The sequence below is a fragment of the Amphritea opalescens genome (assembly GCF_003957515.1).
GTDB lineage: Bacteria > Pseudomonadota > Gammaproteobacteria > Pseudomonadales > Balneatricaceae > Amphritea > Amphritea opalescens.
This window is the reverse complement of record NZ_RQXW01000016.1, coordinates 14,677-37,084: the sequence shown is the minus strand read 5'-3', so window position 1 is coordinate 37,084 and position 22,408 is coordinate 14,677. Positions and strand designations below refer to the sequence as shown.

The following is a 22,408-nucleotide window of genomic DNA, read 5'->3' as shown; positions in this document are numbered from 1 at the left end:
TTATTAGTCTTTATCAGCAGGGAACACTGTTCCCAGATTGCGCCAGTTATCCGCGGAACTCGCCGCGTTATCATTCCAATCAGGATAGGTGTTCATGGTGTCGGGCACCTGAGCAGGCCACCAGCATGGATCGGCACAACCATAGAGGTCGGATTCCATTGGCTGACACAGAGAGGTAACCCCACCAAAGGCATCGATTTCCCAACCGGGATCGGTGGTCGCGGTACAGCCCGCAATCGACTGCATCGCCACGACTTCTTCGACCTGATCGTCGGCTACGGCTTTAGTAAGAGTATGTGCTTTGTTATTCACAGGCTTGAGATGTTTCATATCAATGAGCCCTCCGAGGAGATATGTAACTGTCGATGAAAGCCGGATTTTCGGCCATGATGCGGCTGTAAACTTCGATACCAAAGTCCACCCAATCGCGCATCAGATCGCAGTAGTGATAAACAGGTTGAGTTGGATCTTCAAAACGGGCATAGCTTTCGTGATAGCAGCCACCGGAACAGAGATTCCGAATACGGCAGCTTTCACAGCCCGTATCGCTACGATCCAGCCGTTGCTCGAGAAAACCGCCGAGGCGCTCCTTATCGATACCGGTGTGAACATCACCAAAGGTATCTAGCCCCGAGCCGGTAAACCGGTGACAGAGGTTGAGTCCGCCTTCGTGATCGACGGCAAGCAGCGCGACACCCGCTCCACAGGGCAGAGCCTTCTTATTGCCCTCATGTAGATCGGTAATAAGTTGATGCATATTGGAAAAACCAATACTCCGATGCTCTAGCGCAGCCGCTAAGTACTCTTCTCCCAATAGCTTCATATTGCGGAACACCTCAACCAACTCATCATCGCTGAGGTTGTAATAACTGATATCACCGGAAGTAACTGGGGCAAACCCGACTTCGGAGAAACCCAGTTCATTAAACAGATGATCCCAAATCTGGCGCACATCGGTAACGCCTTTTGTCAATGTGACACGGGCACCGATGGGCCGGGAGCGAAAGCGGGATAGCAGCATTTTTGCTTTGCGACTCACCACATCATAGGTGCCCTGGCCACCCACCGTGATACGGTTTTTATCGTGAATCGCTTTAGGGCCATCCATACTCACGGACAGTCCAAAGCGATGCTCATTAAGCCAGTCGGCGATATCTTCTGTCAGCAAGGTAGCATTGGTGGTCATGGTGAAATCCACCGGTTTACCCAGCTCGGCAAAACGCGCTTCACAATACGCCACCACATCTTTGATTAAGCGAAGGTTAGACAGCGGTTCGCCACCAAAGAAGACAATGTTATAACGACTTTCATGGGGTGATTCGGCAATCAGCATTTCGATCGACTGTTTCGCCGTGTCGAACTGCATCTTCTTGCCTTCAGACGGTTTATCTAAGTCTTCTTTATAGCAATAACTGCAGCTGAGGTTACAGCCAGTATTGACGTTTAGCACCAAGGTATTCAACGGAAACTCGGTGATCTTTTTCAGCGCAATTTCCGGTGTTAATGGTGAGCCATCACTCACCAATTCCAGTGCCACCAGCTCTTGCAAGGTTTCAGCGATCTGATCGGCTGGATACTGCGCCGACAATTCACCAATCAACTGCTCGGCGGTTTGTTGCGGCCGATGACGCAACCTTTCGATTAACTGTGCCGTTAAACCATCCAGCTCAAATAAGCTACTCGATGGTATATGGAACAACATCTGTCGCGAACTGACGGCGACGAGATGCAAGTTTTGCTCTACCAGATTTAATTGGGCGCCCATAGAACGACCCTCCTCACTATTATTATTCTCAGGATGCTGCCGTGTTCACAACATCGCTTATGTGTTAGTCAGGAACGGCTTATGGCAATGGTGGATTATTCCAACGCTGCACCGTCACGATCATCTGACCTTCGGCATTGAGCGCCTTGTCTCCATCCATTACTTCAGCAATGACTTTGAGATTACCCGCATTATTGGTCGACATACGCCGTTCAGGGTTTGGCCCTGCAGCAGCCGTCGTAAAGACACCGGTTTTAGCATTCATCTTCCCGGTGAAATGCACATCCCGATCCGCTTCAGCCTGCTCATTGAATGCTTCAACATGCCACTTCGCCGGTAGATAGCCGATGCGCATATCATCCGCCGTATCCGGCTGACCATCAGCGCCATTCATCCAGGCTTCCGCTTGGAAATAAGCATTGTATTTCGGCGTTGAACCACCATTACCACCGACACGCGCAACGGCGAAATCAGGTACAACTTTTACTCGATCAACCTTGTTATAGACGTTCAAGGATGCACCGCCGGCTTTACCCGCACTTACCACACGTGAGCCTGGGGTTGCCGTGGTATTCGCTGTTACTTGAAGTACCACTTTGTTCTCATCGCGATAAACTTCATTAACCACCGACAGGCCTTCACCTAACGAGATTTCCTCACCCAGACCGGTACCTACCAGTGTCAGCACCTCTGTACTGCCGGCGCGAATATATTCAGGTTGAACCGATAACAGCGTTGGCGCACTGCCATTGCGGACAGCGGAGAAATCCATACCGGCTTCATCGTGCAACGCCTCAAACATCCTCCCCGTCAACTCACTACCATCATCCGAAAGGGCAAACACCTGACGCATTTTGACGCCATCGACGGTTAGGTTAGCGCGCCACTCATAGCCGGTATAGACAATCGCTGTACCACTACCTTGCAGTGCCGAACCATCCGCATATTCGCCATCGATACTGACCTTATATTGATCACCTTTGCCTCCGGTGACCGTCATCACGCCACGAATATCACCTTTGCTGGCCATATGCGCACTAAAGCTCCAACGACCACTCGCTGGGATTTTGTCCACTTTTTGCCAGTTATCCCAGCTCGTCGATTGTAGAGGGAAATTACTCGCAAGCTCCGGCACCATCTCGTTAAAAGCCAGCCCTATCCAATCACGGTCCCGTGCCTGTGCTTGATACTCAAGGCTAGGCCACTGACCCAAATGAAAGTTCACCAAATGCTTCCATTCAGACGCCGGACGGCGTTGCAGTTGCACCCGAGCACCGGAATGACAGCGAGCACACATCTGTTCAAAATTAGTCGACTCAAAGCTCTCCATCGTATTCAAGCGACGCTCCATCGCATAACGAGAACCTTCGGTCTCCTCGGGTGCCAGCCCTTGCTTGTCAGCAAAGTACTTCACCAGGGTTCGCCGCTCATCATCGGTAACCTCAAGACCATGCATCACCTGCATTCTGGCGATGGTCATCAACCAACCCTCAGGGGTTTTCCGTTGATGGCTCATACGGCTCATCTGCAAAGGTTCTGCTTTCTCTTGGGTATGGCACGCCATACACTTCGTTTGAATAATGGCTTCAGCATCAGCCGCCTGTACGGCTCCTGTTGGTAACATCAACCCCAACAGAAACCCACCCGTCAACCGGGGTAGTTTAAAATTCTTCATCAAGGCCAGACTCCTTTGTTGTTAATTTAATTGGGCAGCCTCACACCGCCCATAGTTCTAACCTATAAAAATATGTAGCACGGCCTGTGCCAACAAGAATAACCCTATAGTTTTCAAGCAAATAACTAAAAATAAGGGTAAACCACTAGAGATAAACGGCGTGGCGAGTGTTTTATTACGCAACACCGCTGTTCAAAAATGTAACAGTACCGAGATAGGTCCTGCGGTATTCACCGGCAAAGCTGATCGAGAAAAACGTCACGCAGAAGAACCCGCCTCGATGCGACGCCCTGCATGCTCATCCTCGAATCAACTCTATAAGACGCTCATATAGCCTAGCTATTCCATTCGCTACAGACCGCCTTCATGAACAACAATCGTACAAACAAGCCTGCCAACTGACTTATTTTTTAACACTCTGTCTCAGAGTAAAACAGTTAGACGCTGCCGCCTCTCGATTAAAAACCACAAACAAACAAATATAAAACAATAAGTTAGTTATATTTAATCACTCTGGCACAGCCCTTGCGATAGCAACTCTACTGAATAGCCATCCCACTGCGTTGCGGATTGCCGGTATAGGATTTCAGACCTCGGTCACAAAGAATATAACGATAAAAAGGTTTATAAATATGAGCGAAACACAATTCTCTCCTTCAACAGAAGCGCTAGATTTTATCCAACGTCAGCATAAATTTTTGATCGGCGACCAATGGCTTGATGCCGAAGATGGTCGTACCCTACCGGTCATCAATCCCGCCAATGGCGAACAGATAGCCACCGTACCGAGTGGCAGCAAGGCGGATATTGATAAAGCGGTCGCAATGGCCCGCAAAACGTTTGAAGATTCAGAGTGGAGCCGCATCAAGCCGGTAGATCGTCAAAAACTGCTATGGAACTTCGCCGATCTCATTGAGAAAAATGCGGGATTGCTGGCTGAAATCGAAACCCTGGATAATGGTAAAAATGTCGCCGTTGCAGAACATGTGGATATCCGCGTTGGTGTCGATTTTCTGCGTTATATGGCCGGTTTTGCCACTAAAATCGAGGGCCGTAGTGTTGATGTCTCTGTACCCTTTATGCCGGATGCTCAGTTCCATGGTTATACTCGCCGAGAAGCCGTCGGTGTGGTCGGTGCCATTGTCGCGTGGAACTTTCCATTACTGCTTGCCTGCTGGAAGTTAGGTCCTGCACTCGCGTCAGGCTGTACCGTGGTACTGAAACCCGCCGATGAAACCCCACTCACCGCCCTGATGCTAGGCAAACTGGCCCTAGAAGCAGGTTATCCACCGGGAGTCTTGAATGTTGTTACCGGCACCGGTATCGAAGCCGGTGCCGCCCTGTCTCATCATCCCGATGTGGATAAACTCACCTTTACCGGCTCGACTGAGGTTGGCAAGCTAATCGGTAAAGCCGCGATGGATACCATGACGCGGGTGACGCTGGAACTCGGTGGTAAATCCCCCACCATCGTTTTAGAAGATGCCGATATCCCTACGGCGGCAGCCGGTGCGGCCAATGCCATCTTCTTTAACCAAGGACAGGTATGCTGTGCCGGTTCACGCCTCTATGTTCACAAGAAACACTTCGATAACGTGGTGGCGGATATCTCAAGCATCGCCGAAGAGATGACCATCGGGGCGGGCCTAAACCCCAATACCCAGATGGGTCCACTCATCTCAGCGAAACAACAACAGCGGGTGTGTAACTATATCGATCAAGGGCGTGATAATGGCGCCACGATAACCACCGGTGGTGGCGCGATTGACGGCCCCGGTTTTTTCGTTAAACCAACAGTGATGGTGGATGTCGACCAAAATTCTGCGGTGGTACAGGAGGAGATCTTTGGCCCAGTACTGGTCGCAATGCCCTTCGATGATATCGAAGAAGCGGTGCGTATCGCCAACGATAGCCAATATGGCCTCGGTGCCAGCATCTGGTCAAACAATCTATCGCAGGTGCACCGGATGATCCCTCGCATCAAATCCGGCTCAGTGTGGGTGAACTGCCATACCGCACTCGACCCTGCTCTACCGTTCGGTGGCTATAAACAGTCAGGTCTAGGTCGAGAGATGGGCAGTGATGTTATTGAGCATTACACCGAAATAAAATCGGTCTTGATCAGTATCTAAACCTTATAAGTTATAACAAAAAGAGTGGCGGCGTGATCTGCTGCTCTTTTTGACTCTCGTTATCGAGCAACAACACCTAGCACCGCTGTCCTCCATCATTTTTATCGCTATTCACCACGAAATCCCTCGCATCACCGAACAACCATTACCCTGCGCCAAAACAACGCTTTCCATCAAGCCGTAAAACCGTTAATTTATCTCTTTGATTTAATAGGTTAAGAGCCTGACTGATATACGCTCTCGACTTGCGCACTCGCTCTAATATGACCCTATTACTGTTGGGCATAGGCGCTTAATAACTTGGAAAAAACATGTTTTTTAAACCCAAAGAAGAGAAAAAGCTCCTAACAGTCAACCGTAGTGATCCGAATAACCCATTGGCATCCTACTCGAAACACAGCTTCGAGTTGGATGGATACACATGGCCTTCGGTAGAACACTATTATCAAGCGATGAAGTTTGACGACCCGCAATACGCTGAGCAGATCCGTCAAGCGCCCAGCCCAACAGACGCGATGAAGCTCGGTAAAAGTAAACAGCACAATAAACGCAACGACTGGGATAAGGTCAAAGTCACCGTGATGACCCGTGGTACCTATATTAAATGCCGTACTCATCCCGATATCGCACAAACTCTGCTCGACAGCGGTGATATCGACATTGCTGATGTTAGCCAGTACGACTATTTCTGGGGCAGCGGCCGTGATATGCGAGGCAATAATGCCTACGGTCAGATGCTGATGGAGATTCGCAACAAGCTTGCCGAGGAACTACAGCAAAAATAACCTCGGTGTCGGCCGCTCCTCAGACGCCTTCCTTTACTCCGTCGCCAACCACCGGTTCTGGTAAAGCCAACGGGTTAATCCTGCAGCGGTTTGCGGGTTCAGCCCTAATGCTTGTTGCAGGCAGTCTTGAGGATTCTCATCCGCTGCGCGCTGTTGCAGGGCGCGCACCACCGGAGCCATCTCCAACCCATTCAAATGCCAAATACCGAGAGGTTGATCATTGGTCGTGACCACCTCTTGAGCGGTAATTAAGCCGTTACTGACCACCGGTAGCGTCTCGATTTTCAAGGACGCGGGATCGGTTTCCTGATGCAAGGGTTCGCTATCGGGCCAGTGTCGTCGAGTAACCCAGAATGGATTATCCCAACGCTCTTCAGAGGCATAAAAATCTCGTCCAATACGGGCAAAACGGTAGAATAGATGGTCGACCCGTTGTTGATAAAACTGCTTCGCTAACGCGGCACGTTCCGGTTGCTGCAACAGGGTGTTGATCACTGCAGGCGCTTGTAGGGCACTGGAAAGCGCTTGAAAAATCCCATTACCCGAGAGTGGGTCGACAGCCATCGCCGCATCCCCCACCCTGATCCAGTTATCCCCCACCGCCTCTCGGCAAAGTATCGGCGTGCTGGTGCGGGCATGGATAATCCCGCTTGGCTCAGCCCTATCTAAAAAGGGCTCGGCACTCGGCAGTGTCCGTAAGATGCGATTACAGTGATCGATTAACTGGGATTTATCCGGCAGATTAGCACTAGCCACATCAAAGGTCAGCTGTAGATAGCGGGTGCCATCAGACCAAGCCGCCATCCACGCCCAGCCATCCTGAAAGCTCTCAGCGGCGGACTGTGGCTGACAGGGCACACCCTGCCAATACTGCAACAATGACACCGTTTCACTGCCACGTAAGCGCTCAAGACCGGCACCGGGCGCACTCCGGCCCCGCGCTTCCACCAGAAAATCAGCGGTGATCAGCTGTGCAGCAGCATCCGCATCCGCATCAGTCTTAACCGAAATAGCATAACCGTCATCGTTTGAGTTAACTCTGTCTACACGGCCATCAATAACCGTAACGCCCGCGGCCTGCAGGTCCAACCCGATCCCTCGATCTAACTCACTACGATTAATCAATCTTTCGGTATTGGCACTATTAGTTTCACCGTTCCAACTAGCCATCCGTGGAGACGCCGCTGGTAAATTGGCGAGCGCCTGTTGAAAGCCCGCATTACGTAAGCCTTCCAGCACGCGTTCCGAGATCCCCTCAACCGCTTTAAAAGGTCGTGGTTGAGTGATGATGGTGACTTGATAACCCAGTTTTTTTAACCCTAATGCGGTGGCTCCTCCAGCAGGGCCACCTCCGAGCACGACAATCTTTGCCACGCCATGTTGTTCACTCTTCATTATTCACTCCCGCCGGGAAGCGTACTTCGACGCCAAAATAGCTCGCCTGACTTTCCAGCCAGTGATCGACCGCCGCCCGTTCAGCCTTTCCACCTTCACTCAAATAACGGCCAATATGACCGGTCATCTGAGCACAGCCCGCACTGGCACCGATCACCCCGTTGGCCGCTTTTACATAACCACCAAAATCCGCATATTGGGTTTTCAAACAGGACAACTGAGTGGCATTTTCACAACGGGCATCGCCGGTCATACGAAACACACCGGGATAAGCCGAAGGATACACAGGGTCCCCTTTGGCGGGAGAAGAGGCACAGATGATCACCCCAGCGGCAATCGCTTTTTCGCAGGCGATGCGTAACAGGTCTCGGTCATTACGAAGCCCTAAACTCAGGTTAATAAGATCAACCTTCTGTTCCACCAACCAATCGATGGCGGCGGCTACCTGTGCCGGTGTTGTGCTTAAACGGGCGTGGAATATCTGGGCGATAGCAAAGTTTGCTGCAGGAGCCTGGGTTGCCATCACCTCTAACAGCGCAGAACCATGCCCAAGCTGATCATCATCGGCCGGAGTTAACACGACACCTTCATCATATTGAAAGCCCTGAGCGGCAACCACCCGATCGCTGCCCGTTGTCGCCGATCCGGCAAAACCACAACCGCTATCGACGATACCGATCAACACCGGATTGGCTTTAGTTAATGCCATTTAATTCAACCTCCGACACTGAATTTTCTACCACGAGTTGGCCATCTTTTAATTCTATACGCAGGTCTACACCGCTGAGCGTTGAAGCCCGGTGGCTGATCAATATGCGTGTTTTACCGCTAAAGATACGATTCACGTTGGCAATCACTTCCGTTTCAGTGGCTTCATCCACCGCTGAAGTAGCTTCATCTAAAATTAAAATAATCGGTTTTTGCAGAATCGCTCGGGCAATCGCCACCCGTTGTTTCTGTCCACCAGACAACTGGCTGCCCCGCTCACCCAAAGGAGTTTCCAAGCCCAACGGCAGCGAGGCGATTAGGTCTGATAAGCGGGCTTCGTCACTCGCCGCTAACACCTCGGCATCGGTGGCCACGGGTGACGCATAACGAATATTCTCCATCAAGGTGCCGCGGAACATCGTGATATCCTGACTCACCAACGCCACCCGCTTACGCAACTCCATTGGGGCGAGCTGTTTCAGATTAATACCATCGATCAGAATCCGCCCCTGTTGCGGATCGTAATAACGCATCAATAGGTCGATCACGGTGGATTTACCCACACCCGATGGCCCCGTCAACGCAATGGTGCCGCCAGCGGGCATGATGACACTGGCATGATCCAGAATCGCGGCGTCACGATCTTGATAGCGAAAACACACACGATCAAACTGCAGCTCTCCCTGCATGTCGTCGGGAAGGATAGCCGGCGTGTCAGGGGCGGTAATATCCGGCTCAGCCCGTCTTAGATCCATCACCCGATCGAGACTCACCGACATCCGCTGAATCGCCACATACAGTCCCAACAAACTTTGTACTGGACCCGTTGCCATCCCCAAATAGGTCGAAAACGCGATCAAAGAACCCAACTGCCACTGCCCTTCAATCACCCAATAACCACCGATCAGAAATGCCGTGGCGCGAGTCAGCGAGGTCAGGGTGCCGGGCACCGCTTGGGTGAAAAATTCGGTGACCTGTAATTTTAGTAAATCAGTCAGGTAGTGGTTACTGAGATTATGTAGTTTGCCCGATTCCCGCTTCTCTTGAGACACCGCCTGAATAAACTTCATTGCCGGTAGGGTTTCCACCAAAAACGAACTCAGATCGGCCGAACGCTCACGAATAATCCGCGCCTGTCGTTCGACTTTACGGCGCATCCAACGCAGCCAAAGCACTTCTAATGGAATCAATACCAGCACTAATAACGAGAGTTTCCATGAAAGCGTTATCAAGAGTGCGAACGCGCCAGCCAGTCCCAATACGCTGCTTAAGGCCGAGAACATACTATCGACGGCGAAACGTTGAATCTGAGACACATCGCCATCGAGACGGGAAAGAATATCGCCGATACGGCGGCCACCATAAAACTGTGGCGATAGGGTTTGCAGATGTTCATAGAGGTGTTCGCGCAGGGCAAACAGAATACGGCCCGATAGACGGGTATGAAGGTAACGGCTGACACCCGACAAACCCGTGCTGAAGATACCGACGAAGATCATCGTGATCGCCATGGTGACTAGCATGCCGTAATCTTTCGCCAGCAACCCCTCATCAATCAGCAGTTTGGTCAGCCAGGGTTGCAGCAACACCAATGCGGAGGAACACACCGACAGCAGCATTAAACCAATTATCGCTTTTGATTGCGGTCGAACAAAGGTGTAGAGCCAACGAAACGCCTCTTCTAACCGCCCTCGATCCTGCCCATCAATTGCTGCACTTAACCATCTGATCATGTTGACTCTTTTTATTATTCGCTTTAAATACAAAAAAGGCTGTCACCGGACAGCCTTTTACTTAACAGAACAACAATCGTCAGCTTACTTCAAAAATGCGATCCGCATGGCTGAGGTAGACTGATCACCCGGTAATTTGATTGAACCAATTTTCTCCAATGTATCAGGATCATGGATCGAGATATCACTCGAAGTACCACCCACATAGATGGTCCGGTTTTGCGTCATATTTAGGTCGTAATAGGTATGTTCCATATTATGCACGGCGAGGGTCTTTTTCTCGCGAATGTCATGTTTGGACAGCGTATTAAACGCTCCGTAGAGTATATTACTATCGGTCGGATCAGTAATAAAGTTGAACACGATAAACTCAAACGGCAATATTTCGCCCTGTTCAACCTCACCGGTTTTAAGATCAACCCGGCTCATACCCCACCAGAACTCAGCTTTCTCCATATCACCCGGATCACCGTTCCACTTAATGGTGAAGTACGGCAGGATAAACTCATCCGCTTGCTCCCCTAAGGTATGCATGGCAAAGGCATCAGGCTGTGTCCAACTATCGCCCCGCTTCCAGTTTTGTAACAACGTCAGTATACGAATATCGCCGTTTTCTGGATTAATCGCCTGCACATCATTACCGGCGAGAATCACTTCACCGGTATCCATCGCCATGATCTTAGTGATCTGACGATCGACCGGAAAGGTTCTGATCGGCTTAGCATTCAACCCAGCACTGGTGTCATATACCGCGAGTTGAGGTTCCATCACTTCATAGCGATCATTCAACTTACGGGTTGGGTTTTGCACCGTATACAGCTCTTTACCATCTCGGCTAACCGCCAGTGATACAAAGCTTTTAACGGTAACGTTGTCGTAGGATTGCTTCGCCGAGAAGACGATATCGCAATTGGTAATATCAAAGCCAACCACATCTTCCCACTTATTGGTGCCAACATAGGCTATACGGCCATCCGGAGACGGTTCAACCGTACCCTGACCAAAGGTGCCTGGCACATCACAGCTGCGCACAATTTTATTGGTTTCAGTGTCGATCACATGCAACTGGTTCGGACGGGTCACCGTCAACAGGTATTCATGGCCACCGCCTTTCATACCGTTGAGATCCCCCGATTGGCTCATCGCACAACCAGACATCAGGGCAACAGTACCCGCGATACCAACCAAGGCAGCGGCTTTTATTGTATGGGTAAATTTCATCTGTGCCTCCTTCACTTCTGCTCTTCAGGGAAAATGCCGTCCAGCTTGCGCCAGTCTTCATCCGCCTTCGCCACATCCTGAGACCAATCAGGATAGTTACTCATGGTGTCAGGCACCTGAGCAGGCCACCAGCAGGCATCAGCACAACCATATAGATCAGATTCCATCGGTTGACACAGTGAACCCAAACCACCGAAGGCATCGACTTCCCAGCCTGGATCGTTGGTGGACGTACAGCCCACGATGGTCTGCATAGCAACGACTTCTTCGACATCACCGGTCGATGTTGCCTTATCGATCATTCTTGCTTTTTTATTAAACGACTTAAGATGTTTCATTTTTAAGCTCCTCGTCGCGGAGTCACATGGGCATCAAAAAAGCCCGGATTCTCTAGCATGATGTGGGTGTACGCTCTAACACCGAAGTCGACCCAGTCACGCAGTAGGTCGCAATAGTGATAAGAGGGTACGGTCGCATCACCGTATTTGGCATAACTCTCGTGATAACAACCGCCAGAACAGATATTACGGATTCGGCAGGTTTCACAACCGGTATCAGTACGGTCTAATCGGGTTTCAACAAATTCAGCTAATGCCGGTTTATCCAAACCTTCACTCACATCGCCGAACAGAGGCTGATCCGAGCCGGTAAACCGGTGACAGAGGTTAATACCACCTTTGGTATCAACCGCTAACAAGCCAACACCCGCACCACAGGGCAGCTGTTTCTTATTGCCCTCGTGAATATCGGTCATCAGCATATGCATATTGCCATAGCCCAAATTTTTGCCCTCAAGAGCCGCATCCAGATACTTTTGGCCTAACCGCTTCATACCCGCAAACACCTCGACCATCTCTTCGCCGGTGAGGTTGAATGAGGAGATATCACCTGAGGTCACGGGGCCAAAGCCCACTTCGGCAAAACCGAGGTCGTGATACAGATGATCGAATATAGCTTCTACATCGGTGATGCCTCGCGTCAGCGTTACCCGACAGCCGACTGGACGTGCGTTATAGCGCGCCAGCACCATCTGAGCCTTACGCTTAACCACATCGTAAGTACCTTGCCCACCCACACTGATCCGGTTTTTATCGTGCATCGCTTTCGGGCCATCCATCGAAATGGTTAAGCCAAAACGGTGCTCGTTAAACCAGTCCACCAGCTTTTCGTTCAGCATGGTGGCGTTGGTGGTCATGGTGAAACTCACCTCTGCTTCACGGGTCGAAAACAGCTCTTCACAATAAGCCACGACATTACGTATTAACGGCATATTGGTGAGCGGCTCGCCACCGAAGAACACCACGTTGTACTGACGCTGGTCTGGAGACTCTTTCAGCATCATCTCAATCGACTGCACCGCTGTTTCAAAGCTCATCTTGTCACCCTCGGACGGGGTGGTCAGATCTTCCTTATAACAGTAAGTACAGCTGAGATTACAACCGGTATTGGTGTTCAAAACTATGGTTGTCAGTGGAAACTGGTCCACCGGTTTCGGATCAATATTGATCTGCTCCCGGGCACCCTTTTCAACCACAATTTTCAGTGTCTTTAACTCATCCAGAGTATCAACCACATCACCGGCACTGAACCGACCATCAAACCGTTCACGAATTTGAGGAGCAGACACCTCCCCCTCTGAGGTAAACAGTTCAATAAGCTCACGGCCCAGATCATCCAGCTCAAACAGACTGCTGGTTGGCACATGGAACAACATCCGTCGTTCCTCCACATCTACGAGGTGTAGATTAGGTTTTACCAGAGTTAAAGATCCCATATTCAATTTCTCTTCTTGTTATTGGTAACAGCGGTCATTAACAATTGTTATCGGTGCCAGTATTACTGAATGGCGCGTTTGATATAACTCGGCACTGCTACCAGCAGATCAGCTTCGCCTTCAACCGCTTTACCACCCTCTTTAACCGTTGCTACCACCGTCAGCATACCGACGTTATTGGCAGACATACGACGTTTAGGGTTAAGACCCGTATCGCCCGGTGTGAAGATACCTTTGCTATCGATGGTGCCAGCAAACTCAAGATCTTTATCTTCAGCCGCCACTTCGTTTTGAGGTTTAAGCGACCAGTTGGCAGGCATATAACCGAGATTTAAATCATCATCAGTACCTGGTTTACCGTCAGGACCCGCAGCAAAAGCGATGGCGCGGAAGGTTGATTTCACCTTAGGAAGCTTGCCGCCATTGCCACCGATACGTGCCAAGCCATGCATTGGAGAAACCTGCACCGCCGCCACTTTATCGTAAACAGCTAGCTGCGCTTTCGCCTTGGTCGAACCAACGGAAACATCGCGCATACCCACAGAGGCAGAACCCGACGCTTTAGCTAGCACCACGACACGATCCGCATCACGTGACAGGACTTTAACCACCTGAACACCTTTGCCGAGTTTCACCGCACCTTTGAGGTAACCACCTTTGATAGTGATTTTAGTTTGTTGGCCTTGCTTAATCGCTGAAGGTGTTAGAGCAACGATGCCCGTTCCATTCACCGCTTTCAGTTCGCCGCCGACTTCATCATGGGCGCTTTGATACATCCGACCGGTCATCATGGAACCGTCTTCAGACGCTGCCAAGACCTGACGCACACGGACACCATCAAGGGTCAAACCCGCACGCCATTCAAAGCCAGAAAAGACTTTCGCACTACCGGTACCGCTCAGTTCAGAACCATCGGCATAATGCCCGACCATGGTGACGGAATAGTTATCTTTTGAGGTTTGAGCGGTGGTAAGAACTGCGCTGTAATCACCTTTTTCTGGCATGAACCCAGAAACGGACCAACTACCATTAAGCACAGGCTTCGCTGCTTTTTCCCACTTAGCCCAAGCCGCATCATTGAAGGCATAATCCATCGCCAGCTTAGGCGCGGTTTCATTCAGGGCAATATCGTACCAACGACGATCTCGCGACAATGCGTGTAGTTCTAGGGTTGGATGCACCGCCATGTGGGTAGTGACCAGCTCTTTCCACTCATCTTCAGTACGGCGCTGTAGGCCAAACCGAGCATTTGAGTGACAACGGGCACACATCTCGACGTAGGCCGGATCAACGTCCTCAACAATATTTGGCTTCTGTTCTAACGCATAACGGTACTTCGCGGTTTCCGATGGCGCCAAACCTTGAGTATCCGACAGGTATTTAATCAACGTCTGCTTCTCTTCGCTGGTTAGATGTAAACCATTGAGATGCTCCATACGTTGCAGCGTCATCTGCCAACCTTCTGGCGTTTTACGTTGTTCGCTGATTCTGGAATAAGGTTTGTCAGGATTACCGGTCTGCGTATGACAAGCAAGACACTTCTCCTTGACTACCGCTTCCCCACCCATAGCCCAGGTCGCTCCTGGGGTTAACATCGTCCCCACTAACGCCAGTGCACTCGCATTGAGTAGTGCGTACTTGGATTTATTATTGTTCAAGGCCAATCACTCCTGTAAGAATTATTTTGCAGCACCGATATCATTAATGGCATACCGGCGCAGGCCCTCATCTTTCATTATTAGATCGCTGCTCACCAGCTTCGACCAAACTAACGGTCGGGTGTAAATGAATTTTCGGGGATTTGTGTTAAGTTGTCCGCTAATGTAACAAGATGTAACATGTCACATTCAATAATAAACAAACTCCTTGAGTTACAATAAGTTATAGGAAAAATCATCGTCTATAGACTTTAGCACGAATCGCTGTTCTGACGGCGAACCGCTTGCTAGACTCGCAACAGACGATTAACAAAAATTAATAATAGTTGCAGACCATGAATATACCCATTGAACAGCCACATATTTTAATCGTTGAAGATGACTTTGCCTCCCGCGCACTGCTGGTGAGTTATTTCGAAAACGAAGGCTACCGTGTCAGCGAAACAGATCACGGCGAAAGTCTGGTGCAAAGGGTGCTCGATGACAATATCAACCTCGTGCTGCTAGATATCAACCTGCCCGGTAAAGATGGGTTATCCTTAACGCGAGAACTACGGGCACATTCAAAAGTCGGTATTATTCTGGTCACTAGCAAAGGGGATGAAATTGACCGTATCGTGGGGCTCGAACTTGGCGCCGATGATTATGTCACCAAACCTTTTAACCCCCGTGAACTGCTGGTCAGAGCTAAAAACCTCCTGTGGCGGGTGACGGATCAATCGAGCCCCGTCAAAAAAGATAACAGCAGCGAGCTGATCCATTTTGAAGGCTGGACATTAGACTGCAGCCGTCGCTTACTCGAAAGCCCTGAAGAGGGCTCCGAACGGCTACCTGAAGGCGAGTTTAAGCTGTTCTATGCGCTGATCAACAGCCGCGGCCAGGTACTCAGTCGCGATCAACTGATGGACGCCATTCATGATAGAGAATGGACTCCCAATGATCGCTCGATCGATGTCTTAATCGGCCGCCTGCGCCGCAAGCTCAACGATAACCCCCTCGATCCCCACTTTATTCTCACCGCTCATGGGGCCGGCTATATGTTTGCCGGTGAGGTAAAATAACCGATGGGCCACCTTCCTGGGTTTACAATATTAAGCATTATCCACCGCGGCAAGCATTGCACCATTCGGCGAGCCATCAGGGAGAGTGACCAAAGCCCCGTTATCATTAAGCAACTCAACAATACCAATGCGCCAGAAGAGCTAAATCGCTTCGAGCATGAGGATCAATTACTACGCGTCATCGATATTGAAGGGGTTGTTCAGCCTCTGCTACTAACGAATATTAATACCCGAGGAGTATTGGTATTCCCCGATTTTGGAGGCATCTCATTACGACAGATTTTTCAAGAGCAAAACCTAGATTGGGGTCAGTTGCTCTCGATGGCCATCGCTATCAGTGAACGACTGGGAAAACTGCACAGCGAACGCGTTATTCACAAGAAACTGTCACCGGATAATATACTCTGGTTAGCCGAAACCGAGAGCGTTCAGCTAATCGACTTCTCATTAGCCACTCGACTCACTCGAGAGCAGGCTAGCTGGAACTCACAGCAGCTTTCGATTGATGATCTGCGTTATATTGCCCCTGAACAAACAGGCCGTATCAACCGCCATATCGATTACCGTAGCGACTTTTATAGTCTCGGTGTCACCCTCTACGAAATGTTTTGTAAACGTCCTCCTTTTCGTAGTGATGAACGCCTTAAACTGATTCATAGCCATATCGCAAAACACCCCAAGGCACCGCATAAAGTCGACCCAACGATGCCAGAGATGTTAAGCCGCATTGTGCTTAAGTTAATGGCGAAAGATGCCTCGGAACGATATCAGTCCAGTTTTTCCCTATTGCAAGACCTCAAAAAATGCCTCGCCAGTTGGCAACAGCAACAGAGCATCCCTCTCTTCAATCTCGCCAGCCAGGATATTTCAGAGCATTTTTCAGTACCGCAACGCCTTTATGGTCGCGCCGCAACGATCCAAAAACTACGTAACAGTTTTGACCAGATACTGATGCGCCGACAGGAAGTGATCTTGATTACCGGTTATGCCGGTGTGGGAAAATCGAGCCTTGTTCACGAACTACGACATTACATCCACGAACAGAATGGTCGATTTATTAGCGGAAAATTCGATCAATTTCGTCGAACGCGCCCCTATTCGGGCATTTTCACGGCACTACAAGCACTCATCAGACAACTGCTCACCGAGAGCGAACATGAGATCTCACTCTACCGCGAAGCTATCCTAACCTCCCTAGGCCAGCATGCCGGCGCCTTGGTTAGACTGCTACCCGAGTTAGAGCTCGTTATTGGCCAACAGCCCAGCGAGAATCGTACCTCAGTGCTCGAAGAACAAAATCGTTTTTCGAGACTGATCAAAACACTGTTGCAGGTCTTCGCCACCCAGGAACATCCACTACTATTGTTTCTCGACGACCTCCACTGGGGGGATCTGGCCTCATTTAACCTGATCACCTCCCTCTGTGAAAACGGCGATATTCCCAATCTACTGTTCGTAGGCAGTTATCGTGACCAGGAGGTCAACGCCACCCATCCATTAACACTGGCGATCAGTCGTATTCAAAAGGGCAGCTGCAATCTCAGCGAGATTTTGCTAGAACCGCTCAATAAAGCCCAGATTACCCGTTTGATCGCTGACACTTTAAGAACCGAACCACAACACTGCATCGCTCTGGCGCAGATCTGTCTGGAAAAAACCCAAGGTAACCCCTTTTTCCTAATTCAGTTTCTCTACTCGTTACATGATGAGGGGCTGATTAACTTTCATGAAAACCGCTGGCAGTGGGACGAACAGAAGATTCAATCGCGAGAGATGAGCGATAACGTTATCGACCTGATGGTTAGCAAGATACAAAAACTATCGACAAACAGCCAAATAGCGTTACAGATGGCCGCTTGTATCGGCAGCCCCTTCGACTTGAACACCCTCTCCACTGTACTCGAACAGAGCATTCCTCAAGTGACCGACGATCTACTCGATGCCGTACGCGAAGGCCTGTTGATTCCACTGAATATCAACTACCCAAGCTTCTCGGGTCTTACCTTTGAACGTCACCGGTATCGCTTTGTCCATGACCGGATTCAGCAGGCCGCCTATTCGCTGATCCCCGATGAGCTAAGACAACAACGCCATCTGCAGATTGGTCGGCTATTACAGCAACGCTTCGCGGGGCAGAGCAGCGCCCCGGTGTTTGAAATTACCAACCACCTCAATAGCGCTCGAACATTAATAGAATCGACCAGTGAACTCATCGAACTGGCATCCTTAAATTGCCAATCGGGTATACAGGCGCTAGATTCAGCGGCCTTTGATGCCGCCCAAGAGTATTTCCAAACCGGTATCGAACTACTCTCGGACGATAGTTGGCAACAGCAATATGAACTAACCCTAAGCCTGTATAAAAGTGGCGCGGAAGCCGCTTATATCCGTTCTCAGTTTGAGCAGATGGACACACTGATCGATCAGGTCATCAGCCACTGCGGTAATGTGCTCGATCGCGTCAAAGTCTATGAGATTAGAATCCAGTCCTATATTGCTCGCAATCAATTCGAGCAGGCGATGAACGAAGCACTCCAAGTATTACAAATGCTCGGCGTTTCGCTACCAGCCAAACCGGGTAAAACCGATATTTGGAAAGGTATGCTGCGCACGCAATGGTTACTTCATCGGCGCAGCGCAGAACAGATACTCAACGCCCCCCCCATGCAAGATCCCCATGACCTAGCCGCACTTTCGATTTTGGCAAGCATGTTTGGTGCCGTGAAGTTCTCGAGCTCGGCACTGCGACCATTAGTCATGGCCAAAGAGGTTGAACTAACGCTGACCCGTGGGCTTACCGCCCATTCTTCCATGGCCTTGGCCGGCTATGGCGGCACCCTCTGTGGTAAATACGCGGCGATAGAGCAGGGATATAAGCTAGGCTGTATCGCGATGCAGTTAGATCAACGGCAGCCGGATCGATTACTGCATCACCGCACCACCTCATTGTTCGATTCCTATGTACGGCATTGGAAAGAGCCGCTCAAGAACTCGACCGACTCACTGCTTGAGGGCCATCAACAGGCACTCAACTGTGGAGATATCGAATGGGGTAGCTACAACCTCGCCGCTTGGATTCAATATGCGTTCACGCAAGCGGATAACTTTGCCGAGATTCAACCCACCATCGAAAGTTATACCCATTCGCTGCAGCAATACGGACAAAAACCATCGATACAATATTCGTTACAAGCACTACAGACGATCGATAACTTTCTTGGCCGCAACCCCAACCCGAATCAATTTTTCGGGCGTTTTTTTACCCAAGAAATGCTCGCGCAGAACCATCAAGAAGACCATCGCACCGCCATTGCGACCTACCATTATTATCACGCTCTGTTCTGCTATATCGTGGAAGATTACCCCCTAGCCCTGCACCACTGCGAAACGGGCACTCCCTACATGCCCCATATTGTTGGCACCTATACTTATGCCTGTTTCGAGTATATGACGGCACTTTCACTGCTAGCGCAGATAGACGAAGGCAGTGTGTTACAACAACGCCATCGATTAAAGCAGGTCCGGCGCTTACTACGACGCGCGAAACGCTGGGCAAAACACTGCCCCGAAAATCATCAATGTTACGCCTCGTTGATACAAGCAGAACTGTATCGCGTCGACCATCAATACAGTCAAGCGATGGATCATTACGATAACGCCATTAGCGCCGCTGACAATAACCATTTTTATCTCATTGCAGCTCTCGCCAAAGAGGCGGCTGGCCGTTGTTATCGCCAATGGGACAAAGACAATATTGCCAAAACCTACCTCAACGAGGCGTGGAACAGCTACTTACAGTTGCAGATAAAGCCTAAGTTACAGCAGTTACAGCAGCGATATCCGGAGTTATTCGGCGACCGAAATATCACCAATAATCCACACAATAAAACGATGATCAGCGTCGATAATTCGGCACATATATCCAATCAACATCTCGATATCATCTCGGTGATTCGTTCATCTCAGGCGATTTCTGATGAGATAGAACTGGAAAAACTACTCGGCCGACTGATGACCCTCGCACTGGAAAGCGCCGGCGCTCAACGAGCGATCCTCATTCTCAAAGAGAAAGAGCGCCTGTATATCGAAGCCGAAGCCGAGCCCGATCGCACGCCGCATTTCTTTAATGGCCTGGTGCTAGAAGACAGTAATCGCTTACCCACCAGTATCATCCATTACGTTGCCCGCACCAAAGAGAATGTCGTCCTCAGCAACGCTCACAGCCATGATATGTTTATGCAGGACAGCTATATCCGCAAGCATAAGCCGCGCTCGCTGCTTTGTATGCCTATCCTATACCACGGCGAGTTAACCGCGGTGCTGTATCTCGAAAACAATGAGAGTCGCAACGTATTTGACCCTTCTCGGCTGGAAACCCTGCAAATTTTATCCGCGCAGGCCGCCATCTCCATCGAGAATGCAAAGCTGTACTCCAGCCTGAAACATTCAGAACAGGAATACCGCTCACTCTTTGAGAACACCGTCGAAGCGATTTTTAGAGCCAGCCCTCAAGGGCACTTTATCTCGGCTAACCCCGCCCTTGCTGAGCTACTCGGTTATGCTTCACCGGCAGAGTTTCTTAACGCCATTACCGATATTGCCAGCCAGTGTTTCGCCAACAGCCATGACCTGCATAGCTTTCTAAAACAGCTATCACAAAACAACCGTGTCACCGATTTTGAGACCGAATGGCTACGGCGAGACGGCTCTTGCGTTAACCTATCAATCTCGGCCCGGCGAGAACTCGATCACCAAGGCAATGCCCTTTATTACGAAGGTTCACTCGCCAATATCACCGAGCGTAAAGCAAAAGAGCAAGCACAGTTAAACCTACAAAAATCAGAGGCTTCCAATCAAGCCAAATCAGAGTTCCTTGCCACCATCAGTCATGAAATAAGAACCCCCATGAACGGTATTCTGGGCATGGCGCAGTTGTTAGAAACGCAGCCGCTACAACCCGAGCAACGCAAACATGTCCAAGCGATATATCAATCAGGACAAACACTATTATCAATTCTTAATGATGTTCTCGACTTCACTAAGGTTGAAGCGGGACAGACTGAGCTGGACATAAGCCCCTTCTGCATCCAACAGGTGCTAGAAGAGTTAGAACTGATACTGCGCCCCATGGCGGAACATAAGCAGTTGCAATTGACGCTCACCCTAGCCGATCCACTGCCAGAGATTGTTCTCGGCGATAAGCGCAGCCTAGGCCAAGTGTTAATGAACCTTTGTGCGAATGCGATTAAATTCACTCAACAGGGGTTTGTGAATATCACCGTTAACTGCCAAGAAAATACTGATGATTTACAACTGACCTTTATCATTGAAGACAGCGGCATTGGCATTCCAAAAGAATCCCACCATCGGATATTCCAACAGTTTTCACAGGCGGACTCCTCCATTACACGCCGCTATGGCGGCACGGGGCTCGGGCTGGCGATCAGTAAGAAGATGGTCGAGTTACAACGGGGAGAGATCGGCTTTGACAGCACCGAAGGCAAAGGCAGCCGTTTCTGGTTCAGTATCCCGTACCTCAAAACCTCTGCCGCCGAACAAACGCTTCCCTGTACAGCGTCACCTGAAAAATGTGTGCCTCTGCGCATCTTGTTAGTGGAAGATACCGACATTAACCAGCAAGTGGCCCAAGGCTTACTCGAAAGCGATGGCCATCGAGTGGATATTGCCGCCAATGGTTATCAAGCCCTGCAGCAACACGATCAACATGACTATGATGTTGTGTTAATGGATATCCACCTACCCGACATGGACGGTATGGAAACCACCCGCCGATTACGCCAGCATTCGGATCACAACAAAGCTAATATCCGCGTTATCGCTCTAACCGCCAGCATCACTGAAGCTGAAATCAATAACTACTATTCCGCCGGTATCGATGCGGTCATCGGAAAACCGATCCAGTATACTGAATTGCAACAGCTACTCGGGCAACAAGCACCGACCGCTAACCATGATGAGACGAACACTATCCCAACTGAACCGAATGATTCACTCCTAAACCAGTCGCTGATCCATCAGCACCGAGATATGCTCGGCGTGGAAAAGTTTGCCCGACTGATTGGCCAACTCGAATCCCAATGTGATCAACTATTCGATCAGATCGCACAAGCACTCGAGCAAGAAAATAACGTCAAGGTGAGTAGCATTGCTCACCAATTAAGCGGTGCTGCAGCCAACTTTGGCCTAATCCGCTTATCAGCGCAGTGTAAATCATTAGAGGAGCATCCTGACCGGCTAACCGCAGAGAGCTATGAGGCGCTACGACAACTGTTACAACTTAGCTTAAATAAGCTAAAAGCATTCGAGCAATAACTCCACTATCTTACGCACATAAAAAAACCCCTCAGAGAGGGGCAAAAAACGGTAAAACAAGGAGATCGCCGGACAACCCTCCGGCAGGGTGAAAATCGTTTAATCTTATTTGATCATCCTGTCATGGTTGTGGGTATTGATCTCACCCTCAACCATGAGCAGCCTCGA

Annotated in this window: 14 protein-coding genes; 4 read left to right on the top strand and 10 right to left on the bottom strand. The window is 50.0% G+C overall.

Features of this window, described 5'->3' with window-relative positions; all coding sequences use genetic code 11:
• Positions 1-3 precede the first annotated feature (3 nt).
• From qhpC (EH243_RS15095) to peaA (EH243_RS15085), 3 genes are all read right to left on the bottom strand, one after another.
• The gene (gene qhpC / locus EH243_RS15095) at positions 4-330 is read right to left on the bottom strand and encodes a quinohemoprotein amine dehydrogenase subunit gamma (protein WP_126159499.1); all 327 of its coding nucleotides are present in this window, start codon (positions 328-330) and stop codon (positions 4-6) included.
• 1 nt (position 331) lies between these two features.
• Positions 332-1,765: a quinohemoprotein amine dehydrogenase maturation protein gene (peaB, locus tag EH243_RS15090; protein ID WP_126159498.1), complete on the bottom strand. Its 1,434-nt coding sequence runs from the start codon at positions 1,763-1,765 to the stop codon at positions 332-334.
• Positions 1,766-1,844: 79 nt separating this feature from the next.
• A complete protein-coding gene (gene peaA, locus EH243_RS15085) occupies positions 1,845-3,440 on the bottom strand; it encodes a quinohemoprotein amine dehydrogenase subunit alpha (RefSeq protein ID WP_126159497.1) in 1,596 nt (531 codons plus the stop codon).
• 632 nt (positions 3,441-4,072) lie between these two features.
• Between peaA (EH243_RS15085) and EH243_RS15080 the strand changes: the two genes are divergently transcribed.
• Together EH243_RS15080 and EH243_RS15075 are read left to right on the top strand one after the other, a co-directional pair.
• Positions 4,073-5,572, top strand: a complete 1,500-nt coding sequence (locus EH243_RS15080; protein WP_126159496.1) for an aldehyde dehydrogenase family protein — start codon at positions 4,073-4,075, stop codon at positions 5,570-5,572.
• A gap of 311 nt (positions 5,573-5,883) precedes the next feature.
• Entirely contained in the window at positions 5,884-6,357 is a 474-nt protein-coding gene (locus EH243_RS15075; protein WP_126159495.1) for an NADAR family protein, read from the top strand.
• A 33-nt stretch (positions 6,358-6,390) separates the two neighbouring features.
• On the opposite strand, the gene qhpG is transcribed toward EH243_RS15075, so the two are convergent.
• The 7 genes from qhpG to peaA (EH243_RS15040) all read right to left on the bottom strand — a co-directional run bounded on the left by qhpG (position 6,391) and on the right by peaA (EH243_RS15040) (position 14,846).
• A complete protein-coding gene (gene qhpG, locus EH243_RS15070; protein WP_126159494.1) occupies positions 6,391-7,752 on the bottom strand; it encodes a flavin-dependent monooxygenase QhpG in 1,362 nt (453 codons plus the stop codon).
• Complete coding sequence (gene qhpE, locus EH243_RS15065) at positions 7,742-8,461, bottom strand: subtilisin-like serine protease QhpE (RefSeq protein WP_126159493.1); 720 nt, start codon at positions 8,459-8,461, stop codon at positions 7,742-7,744. The genes qhpG and qhpE overlap by 11 nt, the downstream gene beginning before the upstream one ends.
• The gene (locus EH243_RS15060; RefSeq protein WP_126159492.1) at positions 8,448-10,193 is read right to left on the bottom strand and encodes an ABC transporter ATP-binding protein; all 1,746 of its coding nucleotides are present in this window, start codon (positions 10,191-10,193) and stop codon (positions 8,448-8,450) included. Before EH243_RS15060 ends, qhpE begins: the two co-directional genes overlap by 14 nt.
• Positions 10,194-10,277: 84 nt before the next feature.
• On the bottom strand, positions 10,278-11,414 hold the full coding sequence (gene peaD, locus EH243_RS15055) for a quinohemoprotein amine dehydrogenase subunit beta (protein ID WP_126159491.1): 1,137 nt from the start codon (positions 11,412-11,414) through the stop codon (positions 10,278-10,280).
• 11 nt (positions 11,415-11,425) lie between these two features.
• Positions 11,426-11,752: a quinohemoprotein amine dehydrogenase subunit gamma gene (gene qhpC / locus EH243_RS15050; RefSeq protein ID WP_126159490.1), complete on the bottom strand. Its 327-nt coding sequence runs from the start codon at positions 11,750-11,752 to the stop codon at positions 11,426-11,428.
• Positions 11,753-11,754: 2 nt separating this feature from the next.
• On the bottom strand, positions 11,755-13,188 hold the full coding sequence (peaB, locus tag EH243_RS15045; protein WP_126159489.1) for a quinohemoprotein amine dehydrogenase maturation protein: 1,434 nt from the start codon (positions 13,186-13,188) through the stop codon (positions 11,755-11,757).
• Positions 13,189-13,250: 62 nt separating this feature from the next.
• Positions 13,251-14,846, bottom strand: coding sequence for a quinohemoprotein amine dehydrogenase subunit alpha (gene peaA, locus EH243_RS15040; protein WP_126159488.1), 1,596 nt, complete (start codon positions 14,844-14,846; stop codon positions 13,251-13,253).
• A gap of 335 nt (positions 14,847-15,181) precedes the next feature.
• On the opposite strand from peaA (EH243_RS15040), the gene EH243_RS15035 reads away from it, so the two are divergent.
• Together EH243_RS15035 and EH243_RS15030 are read left to right on the top strand one after the other, a co-directional pair.
• Positions 15,182-15,907, top strand: a complete 726-nt coding sequence (locus tag EH243_RS15035) for a response regulator (protein ID WP_126159487.1) — start codon at positions 15,182-15,184, stop codon at positions 15,905-15,907.
• Between the two features lie 3 nt (positions 15,908-15,910).
• Positions 15,911-22,240 (top strand): AAA family ATPase, encoded by a 6,330-nt coding sequence (locus EH243_RS15030; protein ID WP_126159486.1) that lies wholly within the window; start codon positions 15,911-15,913, stop codon positions 22,238-22,240.
• Positions 22,241-22,408 lie beyond the last annotated feature (168 nt).